General features: G+C 69.7%; 20 protein-coding genes and 2 pseudogenes. 11 read left to right on the top strand and 11 right to left on the bottom strand.

Annotated features, from left to right (window positions below):
* Window positions 1-284: 284 nt before the first annotated feature.
* Complete coding sequence (locus tag ACNYS0_RS07660) at window positions 285-1,061, top strand: transposase family protein (RefSeq protein ID WP_422482497.1); 777 nt, start codon at window positions 285-287, stop codon at window positions 1,059-1,061.
* A gap of 246 nt (window positions 1,062-1,307) precedes the next feature.
* Here the strand turns inward: ACNYS0_RS07660 and ACNYS0_RS07665 are convergent, their stop codons facing one another.
* Together ACNYS0_RS07665 and ACNYS0_RS07670 are read right to left on the bottom strand one after the other, a co-directional pair.
* Window positions 1,308-1,568, bottom strand: coding sequence for a hypothetical protein (locus tag ACNYS0_RS07665; RefSeq protein WP_422471911.1), 261 nt, complete (start codon window positions 1,566-1,568; stop codon window positions 1,308-1,310).
* A gap of 577 nt (window positions 1,569-2,145) precedes the next feature.
* On the bottom strand, window positions 2,146-2,835 hold the full coding sequence (locus ACNYS0_RS07670) for a MarR family winged helix-turn-helix transcriptional regulator (protein ID WP_422471912.1): 690 nt from the start codon (window positions 2,833-2,835) through the stop codon (window positions 2,146-2,148).
* A gap of 110 nt (window positions 2,836-2,945) precedes the next feature.
* Here ACNYS0_RS07670 and ACNYS0_RS07675 point away from each other — a divergent pair, with 110 nt between their 5' ends.
* The 7 genes from ACNYS0_RS07675 (at window position 2,946) to ACNYS0_RS07705 (ending at window position 10,569) form a co-directional block, all read left to right on the top strand.
* On the top strand, window positions 2,946-3,917 hold the full coding sequence (locus ACNYS0_RS07675; protein WP_422471913.1) for an aldo/keto reductase: 972 nt from the start codon (window positions 2,946-2,948) through the stop codon (window positions 3,915-3,917).
* A 77-nt stretch (window positions 3,918-3,994) separates the two neighbouring features.
* Complete coding sequence (locus tag ACNYS0_RS07680) at window positions 3,995-5,086, top strand: Gfo/Idh/MocA family protein (protein WP_422471914.1); 1,092 nt, start codon at window positions 3,995-3,997, stop codon at window positions 5,084-5,086.
* Window positions 5,087-5,280: 194 nt separating this feature from the next.
* Window positions 5,281-6,396 (top strand): NAD(P)-dependent alcohol dehydrogenase, encoded by a 1,116-nt coding sequence (locus tag ACNYS0_RS07685; RefSeq protein WP_422471915.1) that lies wholly within the window; start codon window positions 5,281-5,283, stop codon window positions 6,394-6,396.
* 47 nt (window positions 6,397-6,443) lie between these two features.
* The gene (locus ACNYS0_RS07690) at window positions 6,444-7,526 is read left to right on the top strand and encodes an MBL fold metallo-hydrolase (RefSeq protein ID WP_422471916.1); all 1,083 of its coding nucleotides are present in this window, start codon (window positions 6,444-6,446) and stop codon (window positions 7,524-7,526) included.
* Window positions 7,527-7,578: 52 nt separating this feature from the next.
* The gene (locus tag ACNYS0_RS07695; RefSeq protein ID WP_422471917.1) at window positions 7,579-8,484 is read left to right on the top strand and encodes an NADP-dependent oxidoreductase; all 906 of its coding nucleotides are present in this window, start codon (window positions 7,579-7,581) and stop codon (window positions 8,482-8,484) included.
* Between the two features lie 51 nt (window positions 8,485-8,535).
* Window positions 8,536-9,258, top strand: a complete 723-nt coding sequence (locus ACNYS0_RS07700; RefSeq protein WP_422471918.1) for an alpha/beta fold hydrolase — start codon at window positions 8,536-8,538, stop codon at window positions 9,256-9,258.
* A 168-nt stretch (window positions 9,259-9,426) separates the two neighbouring features.
* On the top strand, window positions 9,427-10,569 hold the full coding sequence (locus ACNYS0_RS07705) for a Gfo/Idh/MocA family protein (RefSeq protein ID WP_422471919.1): 1,143 nt from the start codon (window positions 9,427-9,429) through the stop codon (window positions 10,567-10,569).
* A 294-nt stretch (window positions 10,570-10,863) separates the two neighbouring features.
* Here ACNYS0_RS07705 and ACNYS0_RS07710 read toward each other — a convergent pair whose 3' ends face one another.
* From ACNYS0_RS07710 to ACNYS0_RS07720, 3 genes are all read right to left on the bottom strand, one after another.
* A complete protein-coding gene (locus ACNYS0_RS07710) occupies window positions 10,864-11,454 on the bottom strand; it encodes an antibiotic biosynthesis monooxygenase (RefSeq protein ID WP_422471920.1) in 591 nt (196 codons plus the stop codon).
* Window positions 11,455-11,481: 27 nt separating this feature from the next.
* Entirely contained in the window at window positions 11,482-12,921 is a 1,440-nt protein-coding gene (locus ACNYS0_RS07715; protein ID WP_422471921.1) for an aldehyde dehydrogenase family protein, read from the bottom strand.
* A 73-nt stretch (window positions 12,922-12,994) separates the two neighbouring features.
* Window positions 12,995-13,678: a helix-turn-helix transcriptional regulator gene (locus ACNYS0_RS07720; RefSeq protein WP_422471922.1), complete on the bottom strand. Its 684-nt coding sequence runs from the start codon at window positions 13,676-13,678 to the stop codon at window positions 12,995-12,997.
* Here ACNYS0_RS07720 and ACNYS0_RS07725 point away from each other — a divergent pair.
* A pseudogene (locus ACNYS0_RS07725) lies at window positions 13,671-13,907 on the top strand (IS701 family transposase); the annotation flags it as partial. The gene ACNYS0_RS07720 and the pseudogene ACNYS0_RS07725 overlap by 8 nt on opposite strands.
* A 55-nt stretch (window positions 13,908-13,962) precedes the next feature.
* Here the strand turns inward: ACNYS0_RS07725 and ACNYS0_RS07730 are convergent.
* From ACNYS0_RS07730 to ACNYS0_RS07750, 5 genes and pseudogenes are all read right to left on the bottom strand, one after another.
* The gene (locus ACNYS0_RS07730) at window positions 13,963-16,662 is read right to left on the bottom strand and encodes an AAA family ATPase (protein ID WP_422471923.1); all 2,700 of its coding nucleotides are present in this window, start codon (window positions 16,660-16,662) and stop codon (window positions 13,963-13,965) included.
* Complete coding sequence (locus ACNYS0_RS07735) at window positions 16,659-16,898, bottom strand: hypothetical protein (RefSeq protein WP_422471924.1); 240 nt, start codon at window positions 16,896-16,898, stop codon at window positions 16,659-16,661. The genes ACNYS0_RS07730 and ACNYS0_RS07735 overlap by 4 nt, the downstream gene beginning before the upstream one ends.
* A gap of 77 nt (window positions 16,899-16,975) precedes the next feature.
* Window positions 16,976-17,860, bottom strand: coding sequence for an alpha/beta fold hydrolase (locus tag ACNYS0_RS07740; RefSeq protein ID WP_422471925.1), 885 nt, complete (start codon window positions 17,858-17,860; stop codon window positions 16,976-16,978).
* On the bottom strand, window positions 17,848-18,543 hold the full coding sequence (locus ACNYS0_RS07745; RefSeq protein ID WP_422471926.1) for a serine hydrolase: 696 nt from the start codon (window positions 18,541-18,543) through the stop codon (window positions 17,848-17,850). The genes ACNYS0_RS07740 and ACNYS0_RS07745 overlap by 13 nt, the downstream gene beginning before the upstream one ends.
* A gap of 97 nt (window positions 18,544-18,640) precedes the next feature.
* Window positions 18,641-18,796, bottom strand: a pseudogene (locus ACNYS0_RS07750) (MerR family DNA-binding transcriptional regulator); the annotation flags it as partial.
* A 427-nt stretch (window positions 18,797-19,223) separates the two neighbouring features.
* Between ACNYS0_RS07750 and ACNYS0_RS07755 the strand changes: the two are divergent.
* Entirely contained in the window at window positions 19,224-21,947 is a 2,724-nt protein-coding gene (locus ACNYS0_RS07755) for an AAA family ATPase (RefSeq protein WP_422471927.1), read from the top strand.
* Between the two features lie 385 nt (window positions 21,948-22,332).
* Here the strand turns inward: ACNYS0_RS07755 and ACNYS0_RS07760 are convergent, their stop codons facing one another.
* Entirely contained in the window at window positions 22,333-22,830 is a 498-nt protein-coding gene (locus ACNYS0_RS07760) for a cupin domain-containing protein (RefSeq protein ID WP_422471928.1), read from the bottom strand.
* Window positions 22,831-22,955: 125 nt separating this feature from the next.
* Between ACNYS0_RS07760 and ACNYS0_RS07765 the strand changes: the two genes are divergently transcribed.
* A complete protein-coding gene (locus ACNYS0_RS07765) occupies window positions 22,956-23,984 on the top strand; it encodes a LuxR C-terminal-related transcriptional regulator (protein ID WP_422471929.1) in 1,029 nt (342 codons plus the stop codon).
* Window positions 23,985-24,042 lie beyond the last annotated feature (58 nt).

The raw sequence follows: 24,042 nt of genomic DNA on the forward strand, positions 1-24,042 counted from the left end.
ATACCGAGCACACGAAATGACAGTTACGGGCAAGGCGGGGTGGTGCCCCAGGAAGTGGTGTGCCCAGTCCAGCCGATGGGGCAGCCCCCGCTATGTAATGGGGGTCGGCGTGGACACCCCACCAGCAAATCTCCCCGAGGGCGCACCACACGCCCGAAGCGTGCCGAACCGCTCCCACCCGCGTTCAAACTCTCAATGAGCCTCTTCTAAGCCGGCGGCGCTGACCGCGAGTTAGACAGGTCTGTGCAAGGACGAAGCTCCTGGTAGACGGGTTTTCGACCAAGATCACCCGTGTCCGCCAGGAGCTTCCGTGCTACCCGTCCTCGATCGACTCGTCCACCCGCACCCTGCGGTTCCTGTCCGGACAACTGACGGCCAGGCGCAGGGACATCGGGACGCGGTGGCGGCGACTTTCCGTGGCACGGCAGGCCCTGCTCACCCTGGCCCACCTGCGGCGCGGTAACACCTACGCCCAACTCGCGGCCGGATTCGGCATCGGGATCGCCACCGTCTACCGCTGCATCCGTGAGGCCATCGAGGTCCTGGCGGCCCTCGCCCCGCCCCTGACCGAGGCAATGAACACCATCCTGACGAAGGCGTTCGTCATCCTCGACGGCACCCTGCTGCCTATCGACCGCATCGCCGCCGACACCCCGTACTACTCCGGAAAGCACAAACGCCACGGCATGAACGTCCAGGTCCTCACCGATCCATTCGGCCGTCTGCTCTGGGCCTCACCGGCTCTGCCCGGCTCGACCCACGACCGCATCGCCGCCCGACAGCACAGGATCATCGACGTCCTCGCCACAGCGGGCCTCAAATGCTGGGCGGACAAGGCATATCAAGGAGCCGGCAGGCCCGTCTGCGTCCCGTTCCGGGGCCGCCACCTCAAGCAGCGGAAGCGCCGCCACAACACCGCCCACGCCAAGATCCGCTGTGTCGGTGAACAGGCCATGGCCGCCCTCAAGGGCTGGCGCCTCTTGCGGAAACTCCGCTGCAGCACCAACCGCATCACCAACATCGTGAAGGCCGTCCTTGTCCTTCACCACGCGTCAGCGTGAGGTTGGAAAGAGCTCACGGACTGAATGAATACCAGCAGCACTACAACAAACACCGCACGCACCGAACACTCCAGGCAGCCACCCCACCCCACCCCACCCCACGCCCGAACCCCTCGACCGGAACAAATCAACCGTCTGAACATTCGCCGACACGACCGCCTCAGCGGCGTAATCCACGAGTACCGGCACGCCTGCTGACGTGCACGGGCGTATTTTTCGGCACGCACAGGGCCGAAGCGGCGTGGTTCAGGCATCCGTAGAAACCTGCGACGCGTCGCGGTACCAGCAGTGTGGTGCCTTCACGCTGTCATTGACTTCGGCGGTATCGGGATCCGGCACGCGGCCAGCCACTTCGGCGGCAGCCCCGCAATCACGGCTGCAAGCCCCGCGTTCCACCACACCCTCGACGACGCCGTGCTGCGCCGCCTTCTGCCGGTCCTTCGCTGACAGGTACCCCCGCCACAGCAGGGCACGAACCGGCGCATCATGACTTGCGACGAATGACATCCGTACCGCAGAGGCGTGCGGCTGGCATGGCTTTCTCGATGTCCTGCGACAGCAGTTGTCGACGACCACGGCAGACGCCTGCGGCTCAAGGAAAGTCGATGCCGACGAGTTCGGGAGACGGTTGTTACGAGCACTACGCTGTAGCCAGCGCTTTGCTCACGCCGACGAAGAGCGCGGGCGACTCACACACGCCTCCGCCGTTCCGCTGTTCGCTGCTTGCCCGAACCAGCAGCCGAGGTGCCTCCGGAACAGCGCGAGACGCTGCTCTTCAACGTCGACAGAGCCATGCGCGTCCGATGAAGATCTTGGGCCAGCCGCCCAACGACTCGTTGGGCGGCGATGGCGACACCCCCCTGCCGAGCCGCCCTCGCATTCCGGCTCACACCCGCTTTGGGTATGCAAGTTCATCTCCGGCAAGAACAAGCAGAACGCCGCCAAGTCGATGGTCGTCACGGACGGTGAAGGTCGCGTGCTGTGGTGCAGCCCAGCACGGCCCGCAAGCTGCGCGGACAGCACTCACGCCCGCCAGTCAGGGCTGGTCGGGCTCTTGGCCGGTGGGCCCGCGGGGAGTCACGATCTAGGTGTCGGCCGGAGGCTGTGAAGCCGGATGAATCGTGGGTGACTGGCCGTCCACCGCCCCGTCCACCGCGCCGTCCCCCGGAGGCGAAGCCGCAGCGCTCGCGTCGGGTTGCCCGCGCTTGATGGCCGCCTCCACCGCGGCACCGATGCGGCGCAGTGCCGCCAGCTCCTGAGGGCCGAGATCATCGATCAGGTACTCGCGGACCGCGGCGACGTGTCCCGGCGCCGCCGCCACCACTACGTCGTAACCGGCCTCGGTCAGCGTCGCGGTGGTGCGCCTTCCGGAACCGGGGATCCGCTTCCGTGCGAGCAGTCCGCGCTTCTCAAGCCGGCCGACGACATGGGACAGCCTCGACAGTGACGCCGCCGTTCGCGCGGCCAGGGCGCTCATCTGCATGGTGCGATCCGGCTGCTCGGAGAGGACCGAGAGCACCATGTACTCGAAGAAGGTCAGCTGAGCCTCGCGCTGCATGCGCGCATCCAGCGCGGCCGGCAGGCTGATCATGATCGCGGAGTTGGCCAGCCACGCCGCCAGCTCGTCGCCGTTCAGCCATCGCGTCCCGGCAACCGGATCGGTGGACTCCCCCGGGTCGGAGCCTTCGTCGGCCCGAGTCGTCGCCTCGGATGCCGGCCCATTCCGTGGTCGCCGACGGCGCCGGCCGTTCGTGTCATCTTCCGTCCTCGCCATGAGGACATCCTAGACCCACTTGTTGACGCGTCAAGTTCGAAGGAGTAGAACTTGACGCGTCAAGTTCGCTCTGCGGTGCTGAGGCCCGCCCCACACGGAATGGACAACAGATGCAGTCCACGTCGCTCGGCAGGCTCGAGGTCCCGCGTATCGGCCTGGGTGTCATGGGGATGTCGGCGTACTACACCGGCGCCGGCCGGGACGAAACCGAGTCGATCCGCACTGTTCGTCGCGCCGTCGATCTAGGTGTCACCCATCTGGACACCGCCGAGGTGTACGGCCCCTACGTCAACGAGGAACTGCTGGGTCGCGCGATCAAGGGCCGCCGGGACGAAGTCGTCCTCGCCACCAAGTTCGGCCTCGTCTCCCACACCGGCCGGCCGGGCCCGGACAGCACCCCCGCCAACATTCACACGGCTGTCGACGGCTCACTGCGGCGGCTCGGAACCGACCGCATCGACCTCTACTACCAGCACCGGGTCGACCCCAACACTCCCATCGAGGAGACGGTGGGGGCGCTGAGCGAGCTGGTGGAGGCGGGCAAGGTCCTCCACATCGGACTGTCGGAGGCGGCAGCGGCGACCGTCCGCCGGGCCCATGCGGTCCATCCAGTGGCCGCTGTCCAGAGCGAGTACTCGCTGTGGACGCGGGACCCGGAGGCCGAGGTGCTGCCCACGCTGCGGGAGCTCGGCATCGGACTGGTTCCCTACGCACCGCTGGGACACGGCTTTCTCACCGGTGACATTCACACCCTGGACGGCCTGGACGACACCGACTGGCGTCGCTCCAATCCCCGGTTCACCGGCGACAACCTCACACGCAACCTGCGCATCGTCGACCAGGTACGCGAGGTCGCCGACGAGGCCGGGGCCACGCCCGCGCAGGTCGCTCTGGCCTGGCTGCTCGCGCAAGGCCACGGCATCGCGCCCATTCCGGGGACGAAACGCATCGACCGCCTCAAGGAGAACAGCGCCGCCGACGGCATCCGACTCACCCCGGGCCAGATCGCCCGCCTGAACAACCTCACACCGGCGTCCGGCGAACGCCATGCCGAGCCCGACATGGCCGCCGTCGACCAGTGAGAGAAGCGCGAACCCGCCGATTCGCCCCGCGCACCACACCACGTCTTGCTTCAGCGAAAGAAACGGAACACCACATCATGTCAAGCAATCTCATTCGGGTCGGCATCATCGGCGCGGACACGAAGGCGAGCTGGGCAGGCGCCTCGCACATACCCGCGCTGGCGGCACAGCCCGACTTCCACCTGGCCGGTGTGGCGACGCGGCACGAGGAGAGTGCGCGCGGCGCTGCCGAGGCGTTCGGCGCCGAGCGTTGGTTCGCGGACCCCTACGCGCTCATAGGTGACCCTTCGATCGACCTCGTCACCGTCGCGGTGAAGGTCCCGGCTCACCGCGAGCTCGTCCTGGCGGCCCTCGCGGCGAACAAGGCCGTGTACGCGGAGTCGCCGCTGGGCGCGACCGTCGCACAGGCGGAAGAGATGGCTGACGCGGCCGGCTCACTGCACACCGCGATCGGCCTGCAGGGCCGGCTCAACCCCTCGGTACGCCGCGCGGCGGAGATCATCGCTGAGGGCCGGCTCGGGCGGCTGCTCTCGGCGCGAGTCGCCGCGACGACCTTCGGCAACGGCCCGGAGTCGGTGAGCGCATACGAGTACTTCGACAAGGCAGCGTCCGGAGCCGGTTTCCTCACCATCGCCGCGGGCCACGTCCTGGACGTGGTCGAAGCCGTTCTCGGCGACATCACCGAGATCGACGCCCGCACCGAACTCCTCTGGCCCCAGGTGAAGTTGGTCGACACCGGCGCGATATCCGTCCGCGAGGTCCCGGATCACCTCGACGCCATCGCCAAGACCTCCTCGGGGGCGCCGGTCGGGGTGCAGATCCTGGCGGGCGTGCCCGCCCCCGACGCCCACTTCAGTCTGGACGTACGCGGATCGGAGGGCTGGCTGAAGCTGACGGGCGACCACCCCGCGGGCGTTCAGGTCGGCGACCTCACCCTCTCGTCGAGCGTCGACTTCACCGCGCCCGACCGCCCGGTCGCCACCGGCGCGGGACCCACCGCCGCCGACATCTGGACGGGCGCTTCCATCAACGTCGGCGAGGTCTACGCCAGCCTGGCCCGCGACATCACGAACGGTACCCACCACACCCCGGGTTTCCAGCACGCCGCCCACAACAGCCGTCTCATCGCCCGAGTCGAACAAGCCGCCCGGACCGGCGTCCGGCACTGATGCCACCGCACCTCGCGGCACCGCGCCTTACTGCCGTGACGGATACGGCGACCGATCCGCGGGCACGGGCGGCCGACATAGGTTCGGACCCGCTGAAGGGTTCCTGAGGCCCACCCCCCGATCAGGGAGTCGTTGATGATGTCAGTCCCCCGTCACCATGGCCCTCGCGGCGCTTCGCGGCAGGCTCACGGCGTATGACCACCTCCGCGCGCGCCGCTGTTCTCGAGGCGCAGGACGGGCCCTTCGAATTCCGCGACATCGAGATCGAGGACCCGCGGCCCGACGAGGTACTCGTTCGCATGGTCGCGACCGGAATCTGCGCGACCGACGCTCACGTGCGGGCACAGCGAATGGCGACGCCGCTGCCGGTGGTGCTGGGGCACGAGGGAGGCGGAGTCGTCGAACGCGTGGGGGCCGCCGTCACCACCGTCGAGCCCGGTGACCACGTCGTCCTCTCCTACCACTCGTGCGGCCGCTGCAAGCCGTGCATGTCCTCGCACGCCGCCTACTGCGACAACGTCTGGGCGGCCAACTTCGCAGGCGCCCGCCTGGACGGCTCGAACGGTCTCCACGTCGCCCGCGGTACTGAGCCGCACGGTCACTTCTTCGGCCAGTCCTCGTTCGCCACCCACGCCCTGACGCACCAACGGAACACGATCAAGGTCCCCCGCGATCTGCCCCTCGACGTCATGGCTCCGCTGGGGTGCGGGCTGCAGACGGGCGCGGGGGCCGTACTCAAGGCCCTCACCGTGCCGGCGGGAGCGTCCTTCGCGGTCTTCGGCGTGGGAGCGGTGGGCCTGGCGGCGGTCATGGCGGCACATGTCGCGGGCGCCACCACCATCGTCGCCGTCGACGTCGACGCCGGCCGCCTCGATCTGGCCCGTGATCTCGGAGCGACGCACCTCGTGAACCCCGGCCGGGTCGAGGATCTGACCGGCGCGCTCCGCGCCATCGACGAACGCGGTCTGGAGTACGTCCTCGACACGAGCGGCCGCGCGGAGAACCTCGACGCCGGGGTCGGCGCCCTGGCACCGATGGGCCGATTCGGCTTCGTGGCGTTCCACGAAGGAGCGGGCGCCGTGCTCGACGCCGGCCGGCTCACGCTCGGCCAGTCGCTTCAGGGCATCATCCAGGGCGACGCCGTCTCGTCGCTCCTGATCAACGACCTTGCCCAGCTCTATCGAGCGGGCCGATTCCCCATCGACCGGCTGCTGTCCTTCTACGACTTCGCCGATATCAACACCGCGTTCGAGGATGCGGGCTCAGGCCGCGTCACCAAGGCGGTCCTTCGATTCACGTCACCGGGATAGACCACCCGTTCGACAGCTTCCCAAGAACACAGAAAGGCGTCACGCCGGTGTGCCAGAGCAGTCAGATACCCATCAGCGTCGAAGAAACCCCGAGCTTCTACGGGATCGACCACTATGGATTCCCCCGCGCGGGGGCAGACGACCCGGTGGACCCCGAGGGCTATTACCCCCCGTATTTCCAGAGCGAGCACTTCCAGAAGTACGGCTACCACGTGGAAGAACTGCGCGGCGGCTTCTACTGGGTCACCAGTGCCGGCTACGACGCCGCATTCGTGGTGACCGAGGAGGGCGTGGTCGCGATCGACGCACCCCCGACGCTGGGCGAGAACATGCTGGCGGCGATCGAGGACGTCACCGACCGACCGGTGACCCACGTCATCTACAGCCACTGGCACGCCGATCACATCGGCGCGGCCTCCGTGTTCGGTCCCGACGTCGAGATCGTCGCCCACCGCATCACCAAGGAACTCCTGGAGCGCTTCCCCGACCCGAAGCGCCCCCTGCCGACGAGGACGTTCGACGACGAACTCGTCCTCGAAGTGGGCGGCGTGAGCCTGCACCTCTCCTACAAGGGAGAGAACCACTGCCCCGGCAACATCTTCATCTACGCACCCCAGCAGAAGGTACTCACAGCCGTCGACATCGTCAGTCCGGGAAGCGTCACGTTCATGCACTGCGACGCCTCGCAGAACATCTCCGGCTGGTACGAAGCCCAGTCCCAGATCCTCGAATACGACTTCGACTACTTCGTCGGCGGGCACCACATGCATTACGGCACCTACGAGCAGGTGAAGCTGTGCGTGGAGTACTTCAGCGACGTGCTCGAAGGGGCGACTGCGGCGGTCGAGCGGTTCAGCCGCTCGGATGCGCTCGCCGACATCGTGACCGGCACCGGCTGGAACAGGATCTTCGTCGGTACCGAGAACTGGATCAGCTCCATGGCGAACTACACCACCCGCCACGTCCTCGAGAAGGAGACGAGCGACGGCCGGCTCTGGTGGGAACGGCTGGCAGGAGCCACCACCCAGACCAAGTACCACGCGTACACCGTGCTGGAATCGATCCGCCTCGAACGGCCCCGGCCCAACTACCGCCTGCGGGGCGAGAATCCTCCGGTCTTCCTGACCTGACACCGTTCTGAACGGTGCTGGCAAACGACCCTTATGTACGAGAAGGATCATCATGAAAGCCGCCGTCATCACCTCGTTCGGCGAACCCTCCGTGTTGCGGGTTGCCGAGGCTCCGCGACCGGTGCCGGGTCCGGGTCAGGTACTGGTGCGGGTTCACGTCGCCGGGGTGAACCCGGCGGAGATCCAGGCACGCGCCGGAGCGTTCGGCCTACGTGCTCCCGCCATCATCGGATTCGAGTTCGCCGGCGTCGTCGAGGCGGTCGGCCCGGGCGTCGACGAGGGCGTGGTCGGCGACCGCGTCGCCGGGTGGCCGGACTCCGCCACCCAGGGCTCCTACGCCGAGTACACGGTCAGCAGCAACTTCGCGACGATCCCCGACGGCGTTTCCTTCGAGGAGGCCGCGGCTACTGTCATCGGCGCCGACAACGCGGCGAGGGCTCTGGGGCTTTTGAACATTCGCCCGGGTGAAACGCTCGTGGTCACCGGCGCGAGCGGTGCTCTGGGCGGCGCCGCCGTGCAGTTCGCGCGACAGCGCGGTGTGACGGTGATCGGCGTCGCCGGGACTGCCAACGCCGACTTCGTCAGGAGTCTCGGAGCGACTCCTGTCGCCCACGGCCCGGGCCTGGTCGATCGCATCCGTGCCGCCGCTCCGGGCGGGGTCGACGCCGCGCTCGACACCGCCGGCAAGGGGCTCCTTCCCGCCCTCGTCGATCTTCTCGGCGGCCCCGACCGGATCGTGACGCTCGCCGACCGCGATGCCGCACAACACGGCGTCGCATTCAGCCCCGGGGGCAGCGGGAACCGCGACCGCGGCCCCGTCCAGGAAGCCCTGAATCTGATCGCCGCCGGCGCATGGACCGCACGCATCGGCCGGAGCTTCCCACTCGAAGAGGCCGCGGACGCTCATCGCCTCGTCGCCACGGGCCACACCCACGGCAAAGTCATCCTCCTTCCCTGACTCGCCCGACCGGCCAGTCAACCTCGACAACAATCAATTGGAGAATCCGAAATGCCTGCAGTCCTCGTCCATGGTGTACCTGATACCCACCGGCTCTGGGACACCGTCCGTTCCCATCTTCAACGCGAAGATATTGTGACGATCGATCTCCCCGGGTTTGGCGCACCCCTGCCAGCGGGATTCACGTCGACGAAAGAAGAGTATCTCGATTGGCTTATTAAGAAGATCGAAGAAATCGGCGAACCCGTCGACCTGGTCGGTCATGATTGGGGGTCTCTGCTCACGGGCCGTCTCGCGTCTGTCCGGCCAGATCTGGTGCGGACATGGACAGGCATCAGCGGGCCGATCGATCCGGAGTATCCGTGGCACTATCTTGCCAAGATCTGGCAAACGCCGGGCGAGGGTGAGAAATGGATGGCGGACCTCGACCTCGAGGAGTTCGCGGCAAGTCTCAACGAGGCGCAGATGCCGCGCGACGCGGCAGACGAAGCGGTCCGGCATATGGATGCCACTATGAGGGCAAGCATTCTCGCCCTTTACCGTTCGGCGATCGAGGTCGGGGCGGAGTGGAAGCCAGGTCTGAGCAAGGTGACCGCACCATCGCTAGTGATCTGGGGCCTGGACGATCCGTTTCTTCCTCACCGCTTCGCCGACGAGCTCGGTAATGCCACACGCGCACGCGCCGTCTTCAAGCTGCGCAGCTCGCACTGGCCGATGATCGAGCGTGCGGCCGATGTCGCGCGCGAACTCGAGGCCCACTGGGCTCACGTGTAAAACCTGCGCTTGGGTCACTCGGGCTCGAACCCTGCGACCGCTACGCGAACGGCAACAATTGCTCGCTCGCCATGGTGAGCCCGAGTGCCCACGCATTTGTCCGGAAACGAATCATCGTGACGCAGTCCGGAGAGCGTTGCCGGGGCTGCGCACGGCAGGAGCATCCTCATGAAGAATTCAGCAAATACCCGGATCGGCGTCGGCCTTATCGGGGCTAGTGCCGATCGGGGTTGGGGCGGAATTGCTCACGTCCCGGCGCTGCAGGCGCTCGACGCGTTCCAGATCCGCGCCGTCAGTACGACTCGTATGGAGAGCGCGAACGCGACCGCTCGTCGGCTGGGCGCCGATCTCGCCTTCGACACACATGAGGCTTTGGTCGTGCGACCGGAGGTCGACCTGGTGGTGGTTGCGGTCAAGGTCCCGGAGCACAAGCAGATTGTTTCCGACGCGCTGGCCGCGGGCAAGATGGTTTATTGCGAATGGCCGCTCGCAAGAAACCTGTCGGAGGCCGAAGCGCTGGAGGGGTTTGCCCGCGAGCGGCGGCTGCGGACGGTTGTCGGGTTGCAGGGCGGCCTGCACCCGCCGATCCTCTTCCTTCGCGACCTCATCGCGCGAGGCGTGATTGGCGAGCCGCTCAGCACGAGCATCCGAGCGCATTTGACCGACGACATGTGGGTCGGCCGATATGACCCGCCGGTCGAGTACATGGCTCACGCAAAGAATGGCGCCACGCTTCTGAGCATCATGCTCGGCCACGGGCTCGAACCGCTTGCGCGCGTGCTCGGCACGTTCGAGAGCCTGTCCGCCGTCGTCGCCAATCAGCGCGGTGACGGCGTCCGCCTCTCCGATGGCGGGACGCTGCCGAAGGACGCGCCGGATGAGATCGTCGTCGCCGGCGTTCTCGAAGGCGGGATCGTCACTTCGCTGCACTACAGTGCCGGGCAGTCTGTCGGCTCGGCGATGGTATGGGAGATCCAGGGCACCGAGGGCAGTGTGCGTGTGGAGTCGGCGTCGGGCTACATCCATTTCACCGATTTCACCATCACCCTGCGCCGCGGCAGCGAGCCTGTTCAAGTGCTACAGGTCCCCGCCGCTTATGAGGCTCCTGACCTGCAACTCGACGCACCCGCAGCGGGGGTCGCCCGCCTCTACGCCCAGTTCGCCGCCGACCTCCGCGACGGAACCGCCGATGCGCCGGATTTCGCGGTCGCACTCGATCGTCACCGGGTACTCGAGGCGATCACACGGGCCGCTGAAACAGGTCATCGGCAGCATCTGTCCCGCCCCGCCCGAACGAACTCCCATCTTTGAAACCGGGAGAGGCACTGCCGCAGGACCCGAGGAGGTGCGCGGATCATCGCCGCGGCCGATAAGGGGACTCCTGTGACGGCTGGTCGCCCGAGGAGTACCAGTAGGTGGGCGTTCCCTGGCAGGAGCGGGGCGCGCGGACGGCGTACTGCCCCGTCGCGGTGCCCGTCCGGGGTTCCGCATGCGACCCCACCACCGAGTCGACCGTGCCGGAGATCGCGGACATCATCCTCCGTACGGGAGACGAGACGGACGTCGACCACGTCTTCGTCGACTTCGTCCGCCCGGAGGGCCGCGTCATCGCGTCGGTCCCTCGCGCGCGGTCGAGGTGGCGGCATAGAGCCAACGGCGAAGGACGAGGGTCACAGTCGGCATCATCAGATACGTCATCAACGTACTGAAGAGCAGCGCGAGCATCAGCACCCGCGCCACAAGCGGCCAAGCACGGAGCGCCGGCCCCAGAAGACCGTTGCCGATCAGGGAGATCGGGAGTACGGCCGCGAAGGCGGCGAGCGCCATCTTCCACCGAGGCGGCGCCGTCGTGGGCGTGTCGTGCGCCGTGGTGAACAGGGTCTCCATGCCGGAGAGTTCGCGACGCGCCACCTCGCTCTGATGATGGCCCTCGCAGTGGTCGAAAAGTGCGGCCCGCTCAGGTGACGTCGTCCAGTGCCGCGCTGTCTCCTGGTCGCGGAACCGGTGGATCAGAACCCATGGCCCGGCGGCCGTGGCAGGCCGGAACAACCCGTCCCCCAGGTGTCCAGGAAACGCTGAGGCGGTGTCGGTCACCCGCCCGAACCACTCCCGGAAGTCCTGCTCGTAGCCGGGTTCCACAGCGCGCGCGGTCAGCAGGGTGACGTCGGCCGGGCCGACGTCGTCCGTCTCGGTCATCGATTCTCATTCCGCCGTCGATAGCTGTCAGAGCCGCGGTGCCACATGCACGAGGTGCTTGGTCTCCTGGAATTCCTCGATCCCGCGGATGCCGTTCAGGCGGCCCACTCCCGACTGCTTGAAGCCGCCCTCCTCGAACTGGTCGTGGACCATGGCCCAGGTGTTGGTCCAGACGGTCCCTGCCTGCAGTTCGCGGCCGACGCGCAGGGGGCGGTCGACATCACGGGTCCAGATGCTCGCGGCCAGGCCGAACTCGGTGGCGTTGGCACGCGCCACGGCGTCGGCCTCGGAGTCGAACACCTCGAAGGTGGCGACCGGCCCGAACACTTCGCGCTGCACGATCGGCGCGGACACGTCTGCGACCTCGATCAGGGACGGGCCGAGGAGCGCCCGATCCCGCTTGCCCCGCACGAGGACGGTGGCGTAGTCGGCCGCGGCGGCCACGGTCTGTTCGACCCGTTGGGCGTTTCCTTCGTCGATCATGGCGCCCATCTCGCTGGCGGGGTCGTCGCCGGGCCCGACCCGGACCGTTTCGAGGGCGGCGACGAGCCGCCGCCGGAGTTCGTCGGCCACGCCGCGCTGGACCAGTATCCGGCTGCCCGTCATGCAGAACTGGCCCGCGAACATGGTGACGGCCTTGGTGAGCACGGGCACGACGGCGTCCAGGTCGGCGTCGTCGAAGACGAGCATCGGCGTCTTTCCGCCCAGCTCCATGGACAGCGTTTTCAGCGTCGGGGCGGCCTGTTCCATGATCACGCGGCCGACCGCGGTGGAGCCGGTGTAGCTGATCACGTCGACGTCCGGGGAGGAGACCAGCTCCGGAGCCCCGGCGTTGCCGCTCTCGGTGAAGACGTTGAACACGCCCGGGTCCAGGCTCGGCGTGTCGGCGACGATCTCGCTCAGCACTCCGTTGACCAGGCCGGTCTGCGCCGGCATCTTCATGACCACGGTGCAGCCGGCGGCCAGGGCGGGTGCGAAGGATCGCGCCGAGAGGATGACCGGTGAGTTCCACGGCACGATCACCGCGGCGACGCCCGCGGCTTCGCGCAGGGTCATCGAGTACATGCCGGGCCGCACTTCCCCGGCCCTGCCGTGGTCGGTGAGGGTAAGCGCCGCGTGGTAGCGGAGTTTGGGGATGGTGCCTTCGACTTCGAGGGCCGCCTCGGCGAGTACTTTCCCGTTCTCCCGCGCCAGGAGGGTGATCAGTTCGTCCTTGCGCTGCTCGAGCCGGTCGGCCAGTTCGTGCAGCGCTGCCGCACGTCGGTGGCGGTCGCGGGACCAGGCGGTGGAGTCGAAGGCCCTTCGGGCCGCGGCCACGGCGGACCTCGCCTCCCGCGCACCGCCGTCGGCGAAGGTGCCGAGCAGGCCGTTGGTCGCGGGGCTGCGTGACTCGCCGCGGGAGCCGGAGTCCTGCCACTGCCCGTCGATGTAGTGGCGCGCGTGGGGCAGGGTTTCGGATGTGGACATGAGGTGACCTCTCGTCATGCGTCGCACGGCGTTTCGCCGCGGGTCCGCGGGCCAACGTCAGCGACGCTACAAATCAGGGCCGGTGGGCGAATCGGGCGGGCAATCCGTCGTTTCCGCCGCAGGCGTCGCGCGCCCGCTCCGCCGCGGCCTCCCTGCGCTCACGGCGGCTCACAACAGGCGTGAAGGTCCTCAGCTCGGTTCGGGTGTTGATGCCGAGCTTGGCGAACACGTTCCCGAGGTGGTGGCCCACGGTGCGGTGGCTGATCCGCAGCTGTACGCCGATCTCGCGATTCGTCAGCTGTTCGGCGGCCAGTTGGGCGACTCGCTGTTCCTGGGCGGTGAGCCGGTTCATCGCCCAGGTGTCCGAGCTTCCCCGGCGTCCCGGCGCTCCGGTGAGGTCCTGCTCGCGCTGCGCGCGTTGACGCAGCGGCTCGGCACCGAGCCGGTCGAACGCCTCCAAGGCGACGCCGATCCGGACGCGCGCATCGGTCCGCCGGCGGCCCCGTCGCAACCACTCGCCGTAGGACAACTGAGCGCGCGCGTAGCGCAGCGGGTGGGATCGGGCCCCCAGCACGTCGAGTGCGACCCGGAAGGCGCCCTCGGCCCGGGCGCCGCCGAGGAGCCCGCGCGTGACGTGCGCGGCGCAGCGGGCCCACGGCGCTCCGGTGCGCCGCGCCCAGGCTTCGAGCACCCGTACCCGTTCGTCCGCGAGGTCGCTTCTGCCGACGCGCACGGCCGCCTCGGCCGTCATCCGCATCGCGGGCAGCCGCTGGGCGGTGGAGGAGTGCTTCCAGACCGCCAAGCAGGAGTCCGGCCTGGACGACTACCAGGTCCGCCGCTATCCCGGCTGGCACCGACACATGACCTTGGCCATGGCCGCCCACGCCTTCCTGACCGTCCTGCGAGCCCGACAGCTGGACGCGGACAAAGCAGAAACGGATCCTCCCAGCTCATCCACCTCAGCCTCGCCGAAAACAGACGGCTGATCACCTGACTCACCAACCGCCGTCCCACACCGGCCGAACACATCCCGAGCCGGAATCATCTCCGTCCGGCGATGCCGGTGGCCGCCAAGTCGCGCCGTGAGCAGAGCCCCAGCTTGGCGAACACGTTGGACAGGTGATGCCCGACGGTGCGGTCGCTGATCCGCAGACGGGCCCCGATCTCCCGGTTGGTCAGATCGCCGGCGGCAAGCTGGGCCACCCGGCGTTCCTGTGCCGTCAGCGTGGCCATGCCCGTGCCGGCGGCAGTGGCACGGCGTGCGGGCGCCATGATCAGACGCTGCTCACGCCGGGCCCGCTCGAGCATCGGGCGCGCTCCCAGTGCGTGGAACGTCTCGGCAGCGGCGTCGAGCTGCTGGCGGGCGTCTCGGCGCCGCCGCTGTCGCCGCAACCACTCGCCGTAGAGCAGACGGGCCCGTGCGTGATCGAACGGGCGCCGGGACGCACCGGGCACGTCCAGTGCCGCCCGGTAGGACCGTTCGGCGGCGGGTTCGTCCAGCAGTGCGCGTGCCAGGTGCGCTGTGAATCTCGCCCAGTGCGCGCCGGTGCGCCGTACCCAGGCGTCGAGCGCATCGGCGCGGCGCTGGCCGATCTCCGGCCGCCGCGCGTGCACGGCCGCCTCGATCGTGTCCAGGCTTGCCAGCAGAGCGACGATCGGATGTGCTGCCTCGTGCCCGTGCTCGTCCAAGCGGGCGAGCAGGTCGAGTGCAGCGTCGGCGCGACCGGCCGCCAGAGCGGCCATTCCACGGTTCCAGTGGGCCGAGGCGCTGACCGCACGGTCGCGGCGCGGCCCGGCCAGCTGGAGGGTCCGAACGGTCAGATGGTCGACGCTGCGGCCGTCACCGCGGGCGGCTGCGAGCCATCCGAGGCAGTTCCGGCACTCCGCAGCGATGTGCTCGGCACCGATCCGCTCGGCCGACGCGAGCCCCTCGGCCGCGGCGTCCGCCGCAGCGCCCCACCGGCCCGCGGCGATGTCGAGTCGCGCGATCCGAGCCAGCGCCGCAGCAAGCGAGGTGCCATCGGCGTGACGGCGGTGCCTGCGGACAAGAGCGTGCACGGCATCGGCGAGTGGCTCGTCGAGGCCCCACACCAGTCCGAGCGGCGACGCCGGGAGCAGCTGGGACTCCACCCGGGAGATGTGCGCCATGACGTCACCGAGTTCTGCCGACGACGCTGCCCGTGCCGGGTCCGTCGCTGGCCCCCACCACGTCCGGACGATCGGGAGGACGTCGGGCAGCCCAGGGGTCGTCAGCCCCGCGAGACGAGTGAGGGTCTCGCCGACGAGGTCGTCGCGGGCCGCGGACCATCCCGCGTGCAGGGCAGCGGCGCCGAGCTCCACTCTCATGCGCGGATCGTCGAACGCGGCGATGTCGCGACTGATCGATCGGTGGGCTCGCTCCAGGGACCCCTCGGCGAGTTCGAGTACCCCGCGCAGGCCGCGGCTGGCGCGGGTGGCCAGGACCTCGTCGGTCAGGCTCCGGGCATCGGCCAGCAACCGACGCGCCATCGTGGCGTCGCCTCCGTGCCAGGCGGCCACGGCCGCGCGGGCGAGCCTGCGGGTCGCAGCGGCCGGGTCGGCGGACAGCTCGGCGGCCCGCCGCAGGATCGGTACCGCGCCGGCGCCCGAGGGCACCGTCTGCTCGAGCAGCCCGGCGATCTCCTCGTCGACGTCGTGAACGGTCGCGGCCCGGTGCCAGACATGCCCGCGACTGCCCGGGGGAAGCGCGGCGGCCAGGGTCCGGTGGGCGTTCCTGCGTTCAGACGGGCAGGCGCTCGCGTAGACGGCGGCCCGGACCACCGGGTGCCGTAGCGCAGGCCGGTCGGGCGTCCCGGCGAGCAGACCCGACCGGATCGTCTCCTCCCAGACCGGCTCCTCGGCGTCGCGGGAACGTGCTGACCGTGCGAGCGTGAGCTGGTCACCGTCGGCACGAGCCGCGGCCATGAGCACGACGAACTCGCGTGCCGGGGTCGGCATGGTCTGCAGGCGCTCGGCGAAGGCCTTACGCAGCCGGGGCCCCACGGGCACCGTGCCGGCGGCAAGATCGTCGATTGGTATCGGCAGCTCGTGCAGTGCCAGCGGGTTGCCCCCACCTGCTCTCACCGCGCGGGTGACCTCGGGGCCGTCGAGGCCGGGGTGGGCGGCGGCGACCAGTTGGGCGGCGTGGTCGTCAGCGAGAGGACTCACCGCGAGCGGATCGACCCCCTCCCACGATCCGCCGGCGGGCGCGTCGTGGCCGGCGACCAGGACCACCACCGGATCGGTCCCCACCCGCCGGGCGACGAATCCGAGCACGAACTCGGTCTCCGCGTCGAGCCGGTGTGCGTCGTCCACGACGATCAAGAGCGGGCGGTCGACTGCCAGCACCGACAACAGGGACAGGACCGCCACGGCGGTGAGCGACCGGCCCGCTCCGGTGACCTCCCCCGCGAGCACGCCTCGCAACTCTGCCGCCTGGGACACCGGAAGAGTCGCGATCAGGTGCTCGACCGGCCGGAGCAGCGTGTCCAGGCCGGCGAAGGGGGTCCCGGACTCGCACCGTGCGGGCTGTACCGCCAGCGGGGCGAAATCGGGAGACGCCGCCGTGACGTGGTCGAGAAGTGCGGTCTTGCCGATCCCCGGCTCACCCCACAGCACCAGGGCGCCACCGGTGCCACGGCGGGCTCGGTCGAGCACCTCGGTCACGGCAGCGATCTCTGCCTGTCGTCCGACGAGCGGAGCCGGAGCATCGGTTGCCCTCATCGCGTCCTCTCAGCAGTGACCATCTTCCGGCCCCAGAGGTCCGTGCCGTACCGTCCGAGGTCGGCGGGATCGTCCGACGCCCCGACGAGGACGCCGACCCCGTGCACGAGCGCGATGCCGGTGAGCACCGCTCGGATCCTGATGAGCGCGTCCTCGGACCCCTGCTGCGGCAGTGCCACCCCACCGAGCCGGGTCCCGTTCGGTGGGGCCGACCTGTCCGTGAATGGTGTGCGCATGCTCAGCGGCCTGCCGCAGGCGCTTCCAGGCCCACAGACCACGGGCCCGAGTACCTTGACCGATGCAGTGGCCGAGGTCATGGCGACTCCTCCGAACCGGGGCGGACGCCCTTAGGGAGTGGGTCTCTCAGGAAGGCGAGCAGGGCGGCGTTGACCTCGTCGGCGTGAGTCCACAGCAGCCCGTGCGGGGCGCCGTCGATCTCCACGTACTGCGCGTCGGGCAGGGCCCGGCGGAAGCGGTGGGCCGTGACTTCGATGGGGAGGATCCGATCGGCGGTGCCGTGCAGGATCAGGGCCGGCGTGCCGCTGGCCCGGACGGCCTCGACGTCGGCGCGGAAGTCCTCGATCCACGAGGAGACGACGGCATGGGCGGCCACGGGGGCGCTGGAGATGGCGACGTTCCAGCTGGCTGTGACCGCCTCCTGGCCGATGCGGTGGCCCAGGTTCTCGTCGAGGTTGTAGAAGTTGGAGAAGAACTGCTCGTACCAGGCGTAGCGGTCGCCCTTGGCCGCGGCCTCGATGCCGTCGAAGACGTCCTGGGGCACGCCGTCCGGGTTGTCGTCCCGAGCGACGAGGAAGGGCTCCAGGGAGGCCAGGAAGGCGAGCTTCGCGACTCGCTGGTGGCCGTATCGAGCGATGTAGCGGGCGAGTTCGCCGGTGCCCATCGAGAACCCGATGAGGACGACATCGTGCAGGTCCAGGGTCTCCAGCAGGGCATTCAGGTCGGCGGCGAAGGTGTCGTAGTCGTAGCCGGTGCCGACCTTCGACGAGCGGCCGAAGCCGCGGCGGTCGTAGGTGATGACGCGGTAGCCGGCGGAGAGCAGCTCGCGCGTCTGGCGCTCCCAGCTGTGGCCGTTGAGCGGGTAGCCGTGGATGAGGACGACGGGCTGCCCCGCACCTTGGTCCTCGTAGTAGAGCTCGACCGGCGTGCTGTTCTCGTTCCCGATGGTTACGTGTCCCATGATCTTTCCTTTCCGAGGGTGGTCTGCCTTCCATGGACCGACGAGCCGCCGTACCGCGATCGTTGTCGCCTCGGCGATGGTGGCGTTGCCGGCCGTGGACTCCGGGTCGTGCGGGTCGGCGTAGACGGCGAGACCAGCGGCGCGCGGTCCGGGGGCAGCACGATCCCGACGTCGTTGCGCTCGCCCTGTGCTCCGGTCCCGGTCCTGTCCCCGATCAGCCACCCGGCTGGCACGCCGGCCCGGATGGTGGCGTCGCCGGTGGTGTTCGCGACGAGCGAGGTGGTGAGCCGCTGGCGGCCAGCCGGCTGCGGGCCGCCACCGAGGGGCACCGCCCGCATGCTCCCGACGATGGCGGTCGATGTGGTGGTGTCGCGCTCGTCGTCTGGGCCGGTGGAGACGTTGAGCTGTGGCTCGTCGCGGTCGAAACGGGTGGTCGCGTCATCCAGGCCGGGGGCGAACGCGGTCACGGCGGTCGGTCCGCCGAGGAGGTCGAGGGGCAGGTTCGTCGCCGTGTTGTGGCTGACGGTGAGGGAGGCGTCGCACAGGTCGGCGACGGTCATGCCGGTCGTGGCGCGGTCCAGCACGGCGGCGGCCAGGGGCAGCTTCGCGGTGGAGGCCGTGAGGAACCGCTCCCGGCCCTGGAGCGACACGGTCGCCCCGCTCCCGGTGTCGAGGACGCGCACGCCGATCCGGCCACCGTAGCCGCGTTCGAGCAGGGCGGGGGCGAGGAGCTGGTCGAACGCGCTGGCCGCCGGGCTCGGCGCGGGGCTTGATCCGCAGGACGCGGACGAGGTGGGCGACGCCGTACTGCTTGTAGCCGTTGGCGCGCCGCGGCGGCTCCTCCAGCAGGCCGACGTCGTGGTACTGCCGCACCGCACCCACAGTGGTGCTGGCGAGTTCGGCGAGTTCGGCGAGTTGGCGGGGTCTCCAGGCCACGGCTGTTCCCTTCAGGTGTCGTCGACCGACGTGTCGTCGGCCCAGATGTCTTCGGCGTGGTCAGGGGTGCGTGAGCCGGCGCCGGCGATCGGCCTCCGACAGCCCGCCCCACCGCCGTGCAACTCCCGGTGGGCCAGGGCGTGGACGGCGACCCGCTCGCGCTGCTGCCGTAGCGGGAGGACTCCTCGTCGGTGGGGAAGAACACCTCGGTGCTGATCACGGTGGTCGCTCCCTTCCCGGTCGCTCTGCTGTCGGCTCTCAGAGTCGCGGGGAAGGCGCCTGGTCCGCGTCGGTAAAAATCCCTTATCCCGTCACCGACCCTGGCGCGGGAAGGCTGGCATCTTGACGACCCTGTGCTGCCCGCGCGCTTCGCGTCGGTGACAATTACCGAATAGGCGCCGTGTCGGCGCCAGGGGAGGACCAGGCGATGCTCGTGGGACGGCGCGCCGAGCAGGCGTCGCTCGAGCAGCTGCTGGCTCGGGCGCAGGGCGGCGACAGCGGAGTGTTGGTGGTGCGCGGGGAGGCCGGCATCGGCAAGTCCGCCCTCCTGCAGCACATGCGGGAGACCGCCGTGGCGGCGGGGTTCAGGGTTCAGGACGCGGTCGGGGTGGAGGCCGAGGCGGAGTTCGCGTTCGCGGGCCTGCACCAGTTGTGCGCCCCGTTCCTGGCGCGGGCGGTCGAGCTGCCCGAGCCGCAGCAGGCCGCGCTCGGGGTGGCGTTCGGGCTGCGCGAGGGTGCCGCGCCGGACCGGTTCCTGGTGGGGTTGGCGGTGTTGAGCCTGTTGGCCGAGGACGGGCCGTTGTTGTGGGTGGTCGATGATGCGCAGTGGCTCGATCAGGCGTCTGCGCAGGTTCTGGCTTTCGTGGCCCGGCGGGTGGCGGCCGAGCGGGTGGTGATGGTGTTTGCGCTGCGCGATCCCGGTGTGACCGACGTCGAGGCGTTCAGCGGGTTGCCGGAGCTGCGCCTGGCGGGGCTGGGGGCGTCCGATGCCCAGACGCTGCTGGCCACCGCGGTCCGCGCACCGCTGGACGATGTGGTGCGCGACCGGATCGTAGCCGAGGCGCGCGGCAATCCGCTGGCGTTGTTGGAGCTACCCCGGGGTGCTCCGGCGGTGCAGTTCGCGGGTGGGTTCGAGCTGCCGGACGTGGTGAGCGTTCCGCGCCGGATCGAGGACGGCTTTCGGCGCCGCGCGAACATCCTGCCTGCCGACGCGCGGATGCTGCTGGTGGTTGCCGCGGCCGAGCCGACCGGGGACGCGGCGTTGCTGTGGCGCGCGGCCGCGGAGCTGGGGATCGCCCGCGAGGCGGCTGCGCCCGCGGAGGCCGCCGGGCTGCTGGAGTTCGACTTCCGTGTGCGGTTCCGGCACCCGCTGGTGCGCTCGGCGGTCTACCGGGCGGCCACACCGACCGACCGGCGCCGTGCGCACGGCGCGCTGGCCGCCGTCACCGACCAGCAGGTCGATCCGGACCGGCGTGCCTGGCACCGCGCGCAGGCGGTGGTGGGCACTGATGAGGACGCCGCCGCGGAGCTGGAGCGTTCGGCCGGACGGGCCCGCGCCCGCGGCGGGTTGGCCGCCGCGGCGGCGTTCCTGAAGCGTGCGGCCGAGCTGACCCCTAGGCCGGCCGTCCGGGCGGAACGGGCCCTGGAAGCTGCGCACGCCAAGCACGAGGCCGGTGCGTCCGAGGCCCTGGAGCTGCTGACGGTCGCCGCGGCCGGGCCGTTGGACGCCGTGGCGCAGGCCCGCCTAGAGCTGCTGCGTGCTCGGATCGCGTTCCACGGGGCAAGGGGAGGCGAGGGGCCGAGGATGCTGCTGGACGCCGCCAAGAGCCTCGCCCCGCTGGACCCGGCGCTGTCCCGGGAGACCTACCTGGACGCGCTCGATGCGGCGATCGTTACTGGCGACCGCGGACCCGGCGGCGTGCGTGCGGTGGCCGACGCAGCCCGGGCCGCGCCCCCACCACCGGAGTCGCCGAGGCCGGTGGATCTGTTGCTCGACGGGCTGGTGACGACGTTCACGCAGGGCTACGCGGCAGGAGTGCCCGGGCTGCGGCGGGCGTTGGACGCCTTCAATCGTCACGAGCGGGACGACCATGCCGTGAACGACGGCGACGACCGCCGGTGGCTGTGGCTGGCCGGCCGGACCGCGATGTCGCTCTTCGACGACCAGATGGTGCACGCGCTGGCCGCTCGTCATGTCCGGCTGGTCAGGGAAGCCGGCGCGCTGGCCACGCTCCCGGCAGCGCTGCTCGTCCAGTCCGTCATGCTGGTGCTCTCTGGTGACTTCTCCCGGGCCGCCGAGCAGACCGCGATCGCGGCCGCGACCAGAACTGTGCCCGTGCTCCACGGCCAGCTCATCCTGGCTGCCTGGCGCGGCCGCTCGGACGAGACCACCGAGGTCCACGCGACCATGGTCCGGGAAGCGGCTGGACGTGGGGGCCGAACTGAGGACTTCCTGGCGCAGTACGCCATGGCGGTGCTGCACAACGGTCTGGGCGACTACCCGGCGGCTCTGGTCGCTGCGACGCGGGCTTTCGAGTCCGACGAGCTGACCCACAGCAACCTGGCCCACTCCGAGCTCATTGAAGCGGCATGCCGTAGCGGCCGGCCGGAGCGTGCGACCGCCGCGCTGGACCAGCTCAGCTCACGGGCGCTGGCCAGCGGCACCCCGTGGGGGCTCGGGCTGGCAGCGCGCTCACGGGCATTGGTCAGCACCGGCCCGGCCGCCGAGGAGTACTACCGCGAGGCGATCGAGCAGCTACGAAACTGCCGAGTGGCCACACAGCTGGCCCGGACTCATCTCGTCTATGGCGAGTGGCTACGCCGCGAGGGCCGCCGCCAAGGCGCCCGCCAGCAGCTCCGCACCGCCCACCAGCTGCTGTCGGACATGGGTGCGGAAGCGTTCGCCGCGCGCGCCGCCCGCGAGCTGCGCGCCACCGGCGAGCACCCACGCAGCCGGTCCGCCCAGCCCTCGGACGCGCTCACAGCACAGGAGCTGACGATCGCCCGGCTGGTAGCTACCGGGGCGACCTCCCGGGAGGTCGGCGCACAACTGTTCTTGAGCCCGCGCACCATTGAGGCCCACCTCCGCAGCATCTTCCGCAAGCTGAGCATCACCTCCCGGCGACAGCTGCGGGACCTGCGGCTTCCCTGACGGGCTGGCAGCGTGCGTGCTATGTCGCGGTACAGCGAATGCCGCCCGGAAGGCCAGCGAGCTGCGCCCTTTGGAGCTCGTAACAGGATCAAGAGCGCGCCGTCTTGAGACGACGCCTGCGAATGAGCGTGTAGACGAGGGAGACGACGGCGGGCGGCCGTGCCAGGCGCTCAGCCCGGGGATGCCGACCGCCGGGCGCTGCCCCCGCTGTGCCGGACGCGCGTGAACCCGTACGGCCGGTTCGAGTTGGACCTGGCCAGCCGCCTGGAACCTGACCGCCATGGCCGCGACGGTGCCTTGACCGCGCAGCCCGCAAGCCGAGGGGCACCGGCCGGGAGGTGACGGGCTGGAGGGTCCTGACCGAAGACGTCGACACAGGGGCAGATCACGGATTCACCTCGGTGAGGTCTGGCGGAATCATGTCGTCGGCGGCAAGCGGTGGGCCGAGCACGATCTGTCCGTTCGCGGCGGCGGCTTTGCCCAGGGCCGCGGGGGTGACGGCCCAGTCGGCCGGCTTCGGTCGGGACCGGTTCCAGCCGGCGTCGCGGAAGAAGTTCTCCATGCCCGAGGGGGTGGCGATCGCGATCATGTCGACGTTGTCGGTGGTGAAGCGGTACGCATGGGGGATGTTGCGGGGCAGGAAGGCGATGCCTCCCGTGGTGAGTTCGAACCGGCGGTCCCCGATCCAGACCAGGCCGCTGCCGCTCAGCATCACGAAGATCTCGTCTTCATTGGGGTGCACGTGCACCGGGGAAGCCGTGGCGGTCGGCACGGTCGACCGGAACACGCTCAGATGGCCATCGGTGTGCCGCGCGTCGAGCAGCACCTCCATGATCCCGCCACCGAGCCACTCCAATTGCTCGTGCTCGTCGGCCCCGGCCACATAGGGAGAACTCACTGCGATCCTTCCGCGATTCGACTGATGATCACCGTGGACGCTATGTGCGGTGCCCTGGTTCGCGGTATCCCAGAATTCTGGGATCTTCGGGACAACGCTATGCTGCGTCGGTGCCAAGGCTGCAGAGCGACATCGAGCGGTTGTGCCGGCTCGGTCTGGACTCGCGGACGCTGCGCTCCCGGGTGATCGCCCGGCTTGGTGAGGACGTTGCTTACGACGCGTTCTGCTTCGGCGCCATCGACCCGTGGACGCTGCTGGTCAGCGACGACGTCTCCGACGGCATTCCGCCCGGCAGCGCGGGGCTGGCGTCGCACAACGAGTACCTCGTGGCTGATGTGGACAAGTTCGCGGACCTGGCGCGGACCGGCCGTACCGTAGGGATTCTCAGTCACAGCGCCGGCGGTGACCCGACGCGCAGTGCCCGCTTCCGCACGGTCCTGCCGGTCATCGACGCCCGGCACGAGCTGCGTGCCGTGTTCCTGGCGGACGGTGAGTGCTGGGGCGCGCTGGCGCTGTTCCGGCGCGGCGGCCGGGCGGACTTCACCCCGCGGGAGGCGGCGCTGGTCCGCGCGCTGTCACGGCCGGTCGCGATGGCGCTGCGCCGGGCCTGCGTCAACGCCGCGCCGGTCGCGCCGCCGGGGCCGGCCGGTCCCGGTGTCCTGGTGCTCGACGGCGAGGGCCGCACCCTGGTCGCCAACGAGACGGCGCGGCACTGGCTGGACGAGATCGGCCCACTGGCCCCGCACGAGGTATCCGCGGCGGCGCGGGCCGGTCGGGGCGAGGAGGCGTATCTGCGAGTACGGTCCCGCACGGGACGGTGGCTGTCGCTGTGGGGTTCGCCGCTGGACGGTGATCCGCACAGCGGCGCCTCGGTCGTCATCCAGCCGGCCCCGGCCTCCGGCATCACCGGGATGCTGAGCCTCGCGTATGGGCTGACGGCGCGGGAGCGAGAAATCCTGGAGCAGGTGATCTCCGGACGGTCGTCGACGGGAATCGCCTCCGTGCTGAGCGTGTCCCCCTACACCGTGCAGGACCATGTGAAGTCCATCTTCGCCAAGTTCGGCGTGCGCAGCCGCGGGCAGTTGGTGGCGCGCGCCCTGGGCTGTCCGCCGTATTCATCACCAACGTGCACGGCCTGAAATGCCTGAAAGACCGGACGGGATCTAGAAATCAAAAGGGTGCGAATCCTTGGGAATG

Origin of the sequence: Streptomyces anthophorae, from assembly GCF_049310305.1 — a bacterium.
Taxonomy (GTDB): Bacteria; Actinomycetota; Actinomycetes; order Streptomycetales; family Streptomycetaceae; genus Streptomyces.

Coding starts and splice junctions, on each gene's coding strand:
- ACNYS0_RS07680 (WP_422471914.1), top strand. CDS start 3,995: ATGTCAAGCAATCTCATTCGGGTCGGCATCATCGGCGCGGACACGAAG.
- ACNYS0_RS07670 (WP_422471912.1), bottom strand. CDS start 2,835: ATGGCGAGGACGGAAGATGACACGAACGGCCGGCGCCGTCGGCGACCA.
- ACNYS0_RS07740 (WP_422471925.1), bottom strand. CDS start 17,860: ATGGGACACGTAACCATCGGGAACGAGAACAGCACGCCGGTCGAGCTC.
- ACNYS0_RS07705 (WP_422471919.1), top strand. CDS start 9,427: ATGAAGAATTCAGCAAATACCCGGATCGGCGTCGGCCTTATCGGGGCT.
- ACNYS0_RS07730 (WP_422471923.1), bottom strand. CDS start 16,662: ATGAGGGCAACCGATGCTCCGGCTCCGCTCGTCGGACGACAGGCAGAG.
- ACNYS0_RS07665 (WP_422471911.1), bottom strand. CDS start 1,568: ATGTCATTCGTCGCAAGTCATGATGCGCCGGTTCGTGCCCTGCTGTGG.
- ACNYS0_RS07755 (WP_422471927.1), top strand. CDS start 19,224: ATGCTCGTGGGACGGCGCGCCGAGCAGGCGTCGCTCGAGCAGCTGCTG.
- ACNYS0_RS07675 (WP_422471913.1), top strand. CDS start 2,946: ATGCAGTCCACGTCGCTCGGCAGGCTCGAGGTCCCGCGTATCGGCCTG.
- ACNYS0_RS07720 (WP_422471922.1), bottom strand. CDS start 13,678: ATGCGGATGACGGCCGAGGCGGCCGTGCGCGTCGGCAGAAGCGACCTC.
- ACNYS0_RS07715 (WP_422471921.1), bottom strand. CDS start 12,921: ATGTCCACATCCGAAACCCTGCCCCACGCGCGCCACTACATCGACGGG.
- ACNYS0_RS07700 (WP_422471918.1), top strand. CDS start 8,536: ATGCCTGCAGTCCTCGTCCATGGTGTACCTGATACCCACCGGCTCTGG.
- ACNYS0_RS07685 (WP_422471915.1), top strand. CDS start 5,281: ATGACCACCTCCGCGCGCGCCGCTGTTCTCGAGGCGCAGGACGGGCCC.
- ACNYS0_RS07735 (WP_422471924.1), bottom strand. CDS start 16,898: ATGCGCACACCATTCACGGACAGGTCGGCCCCACCGAACGGGACCCGG.
- ACNYS0_RS07710 (WP_422471920.1), bottom strand. CDS start 11,454: ATGACCGAGACGGACGACGTCGGCCCGGCCGACGTCACCCTGCTGACC.
- ACNYS0_RS07695 (WP_422471917.1), top strand. CDS start 7,579: ATGAAAGCCGCCGTCATCACCTCGTTCGGCGAACCCTCCGTGTTGCGG.